General features: G+C 39.6%; 5 protein-coding genes and 1 pseudogene. 2 read left to right on the forward strand and 4 right to left on the reverse strand.

The window, feature by feature from the left end:
* Positions 1-237: 237 nt before the first annotated feature.
* On the reverse strand, positions 238-444 hold the full coding sequence (locus IQ229_RS19255) for a glycogen debranching protein (protein WP_194046500.1): 207 nt from the start codon (positions 442-444) through the stop codon (positions 238-240).
* A 147-nt stretch (positions 445-591) separates the two neighbouring features.
* The gene (locus IQ229_RS19260) at positions 592-1,245 is read right to left on the reverse strand and encodes a MotA/TolQ/ExbB proton channel family protein (RefSeq protein ID WP_194046502.1); all 654 of its coding nucleotides are present in this window, start codon (positions 1,243-1,245) and stop codon (positions 592-594) included.
* Positions 1,246-1,424: 179 nt separating this feature from the next.
* Here IQ229_RS19260 and IQ229_RS24930 point away from each other — a divergent pair, with 179 nt between their 5' ends.
* Positions 1,425-1,601 (forward strand): DUF6888 family protein, encoded by a 177-nt coding sequence (locus IQ229_RS24930; RefSeq protein ID WP_409339947.1) that lies wholly within the window; start codon positions 1,425-1,427, stop codon positions 1,599-1,601.
* Positions 1,598-1,822, forward strand: a complete 225-nt coding sequence (locus IQ229_RS19265) for a DUF6887 family protein (RefSeq protein WP_194046504.1) — start codon at positions 1,598-1,600, stop codon at positions 1,820-1,822. Before IQ229_RS24930 ends, IQ229_RS19265 begins: the two co-directional genes overlap by 4 nt.
* Before the next feature lie 3 nt (positions 1,823-1,825).
* On the opposite strand, the gene rsmH is transcribed toward IQ229_RS19265, so the two are convergent.
* Positions 1,826-2,710 (reverse strand): 16S rRNA (cytosine(1402)-N(4))-methyltransferase RsmH, encoded by an 885-nt coding sequence (gene rsmH / locus IQ229_RS19270; protein WP_194046506.1) that lies wholly within the window; start codon positions 2,708-2,710, stop codon positions 1,826-1,828.
* A 171-nt stretch (positions 2,711-2,881) separates the two neighbouring features.
* Positions 2,882-3,395, reverse strand: a pseudogene (locus tag IQ229_RS19275) (M48 family metallopeptidase); the annotation flags it as partial.

Genomic DNA, 3,395 nt, shown 5'->3' on the forward strand with positions numbered 1-3,395 from the left:
AAGAGACAGTTATTAACCTGTTCTCATGAAATTTGCTGCGATCGCTGTAGGTATTAGCAGAGATGCAGCGTGTGTTAGACAAGCTATGCCTATGACGGGCTACGCCTACGTAGATGAAATATGTTCGATCGAAATCCCAAAAAAGCAACGCAGGTTGAAGTAAGCAGAAAATAACGAAAGTAATTATGTCTGCCAGGAAATACTTCAGCTATGCAGCCTAATTTCTATAACACCCAATTAATTGAGTTTTAAAGAATTTACCGGTACTTCATCCCAAGAATCGACTGTCCGCAATCGTGCCACCCAACCTGCTGCCTTTTGCCTCTCAGTCAAATTATTCTGAAATGAATCATGGCAATCTTTGGCTTGAGATTCATTACGAGTGGCAATACAGGCATGAATCATCCCAGACGGATCGATTTGCTCATTTACCCAAATAGTCATGGAATATTTCCTCAATAACTGTAGCGAACAAAGCTATTCGTCATTTTAGAATACTATTAGAGTCAAAACTTTTAGAGCAAAATTCAGTAACAAATAGTGAACTAATCACAATTACTGATTGCTAATTTACAATTACCCAGTTCCGCTTCATTTATTTGGCAGATATGATTTATCTCCTCTTTCGTAGCGACGGCGGTAGAGTAATTCTAACTGTCCGCCATATTCTTGAATCCAAGCAATCTGCCGCTGGTAGAGTCCCCGGAAGGTATTGGCAAATAAAAGTGTAAAGATTGCCACTACTAACCCTGATGCTGTAGATACTAAAGCTTCACTAATTCCAGATGTCACACCTATTGTTTTACTACCTCCCACATCTCCGATATTCAGAGAGGCAAAAGAGTTAATTAATCCTAATACAGTGCCGAGAAGTCCTAATAGGGGTGCAAGACTAATAATTGTCTCAAAAATATTTTGGGAGCGTTTGAGCAAAGGGATTTCGGCTTGGGCTTCACTTTCTAATGCCAAACGAAATTCCTCTGGTGTTGGCTCCTCCAATTCTAAAGCTGCTAAAAAAATCCGAGCAATGGGTAAATCAGCATTTTTCTGCAACTTATCTAAAGCACTAACTACATTATCAAGGCGATAAAACTGTAATACCTCTCGCACTACCTTGTTTTGCCGATTATTTATCTTTACCCAAAAGATGATCCGTTCGATAATTAGCGCCACGCCTAACAAGGAAAACGCCAGCAGAGGCCACATTACTATGCCACCTGCCGTAAACAGATTACTAATTTCCATCTACTCTTTTTTAACTCCTCAACAACGCTAGGTTAACAGATTGTTGAGATGGAGGGGTTTAACGCTGCATTGTAGTTACAGCAGCTTTTGGGCTATCCTCAGTTTGGCCGATCGCGATCGCAGCTTATTGAGAATTTCTTTTTCGCACTAACTTGAATAAATGTTAAGGAGTTCAGATTATTCCTACGCCAGAACAAAAAACACAGTGCTACATATTGTGCTGCTGGTTTACTAAGCTTTACTTGCCTATTAATATCGTTCGTATGGATGAACGGACAAAGAATCTATTCTTCTTGGCAGGTGAGGAAAATATCATAGAGATATACCCTAACGGTAAATGGAGATACATAGGATGAGCAAGCCTAATTTTCATGCAATGAGTCAGAAAGAGCTACATGATTACGTTCTTGCTCACCGAGAAGATCGGGAAGCCTTCTACGCTTATGTGGATAAGCTGCATCTCGAAGGTAATTGGATTGAAATGCCAGCGTTACAGTCAGAACAAGATTTAGAAAATTATCCTCAGTTCATTGAGCGTATTCGCAGCAGTTCTGAACCACGAGATGGAGCAGTTTAAGGCTTACAGCAGCTTTTCTGCTATCCTCAGTTTGGCCGATCGCGATCGCGGATTCTGACTAATTTCCTCTTCTTGAGCAATAATTGGTTTTTTTGTCAATACTTTTAATAAAGGTGAATTTCTTAAACCGTGTTTCACCGGACGGTCTTCCAAACTGTGAAAACTGATAATCGCAATTCTGCCACCAGGGACAAGGGCATTTGGTGCTTTATCCAAAAAGGTTTCTAGGGATTTTAACTCGTCGTTGACGACAATTCGCAGAGCTTGAAAAACACGGGTAGCCGGGTGAATTCTGCCATAACGGTATTTCGGGGGAACTGAAGAAGCGATCGCATCAGCTAATTCTGTAGTCGTGTGCAACGGTCGCCGTTCTACAATGCGTCTCGCAATGCGCCGCGATAATCTCTCCTCACCGTATTTAAAGAAAATATCAGCTAATTCAGCTTCATCCCAATTATTAATCACATCAGCAGCAGTTAGCGATCGCCCCCGATCCATTCGCATATCCAAATTCGCAGCTTGGCGAAAGCTGAAACCCCTTTCTGCTTTATCTAAATGGTAAGAACTTACCCCCAAATCGGCTAAAATACCATCGAAAGTATTAAGGGGAAACTCGTAGTCAGCAAAATTGCGATGAATAAATTGTATGCGATCGCCAAACTCTGATAATTCTTTCCTCGCTGCTGCTAAAGCATCCTCATCTTGGTCAATCGCCGTTACCCGCACATCCGCCACCGCTTCTAAGATTAGGCGACTATGACCACCACCGCCTACAGTCGTATCAAGATAATGACCTCCTGGAGATACCGCTAGACCTGCAATCACTTCTTGTGGTAACACTGGTAGATGGGAAAATATCGGTTCTTCAATAGCTAGCTGACGATTCATGAGACTTAGGGCAAAAAACCACAGATGAACTTTAATTATGTATTCTTTTGTTTGTGTCTTAGTGTGTTCCTAACTAAAAAATAGTTTTAAACCATTAAGACACAAAAGAAAATATCATAAACTCAACACTCAGCGTCAGCTTTGGATGTTGAACTTTAAGCATCTGTAATGCTATTTTTTACCTTTTTTTTGGTAAATCATCGAATTTGGTATCCGTTTTAGTTTTTTTTCCATATTTAAATAGTCATTTAAAATAAAAATGAATACATTACCGAGAAATTCGTTTTCCTCTAACAAGCTGTTCACAAGTTTGGAGTGATCTGTTTCATGAATACCTTCTAAAAAGCTCACTTCTCGCGTCAAAGCTAGAACGTAAAATGGTTTTTCAGGAAAAAATTCCATATTTTTTTGCACAAAGTAAGCAGTTTTTATATCCGAGTGATGAGAAAACTGCTGACGAAGCTTATTTACCTCTATATCTGAGGCATTATGAGATTCAAGTTTATCCTTTTCTCTTACACTGGAACGTTCTTCCTGTGCTTTTAAAATTAATTCATGATAATTTACAGCACGTTCTTGATAAGATTTTGCTTCATTAATTTTTCCTTGTTGTTGAAGAAAATAGCAAATTGTCTGACAACCTTCTATAACTATACTTGAGTCTTGCTCTATTGCTCTCTCAATG

The sequence above is a fragment of the Nostoc cf. edaphicum LEGE 07299 genome, from assembly GCF_015207245.1.
GTDB classification, from domain to species: domain Bacteria; phylum Cyanobacteriota; class Cyanobacteriia; order Cyanobacteriales; family Nostocaceae; genus Nostoc; species Nostoc edaphicum_B.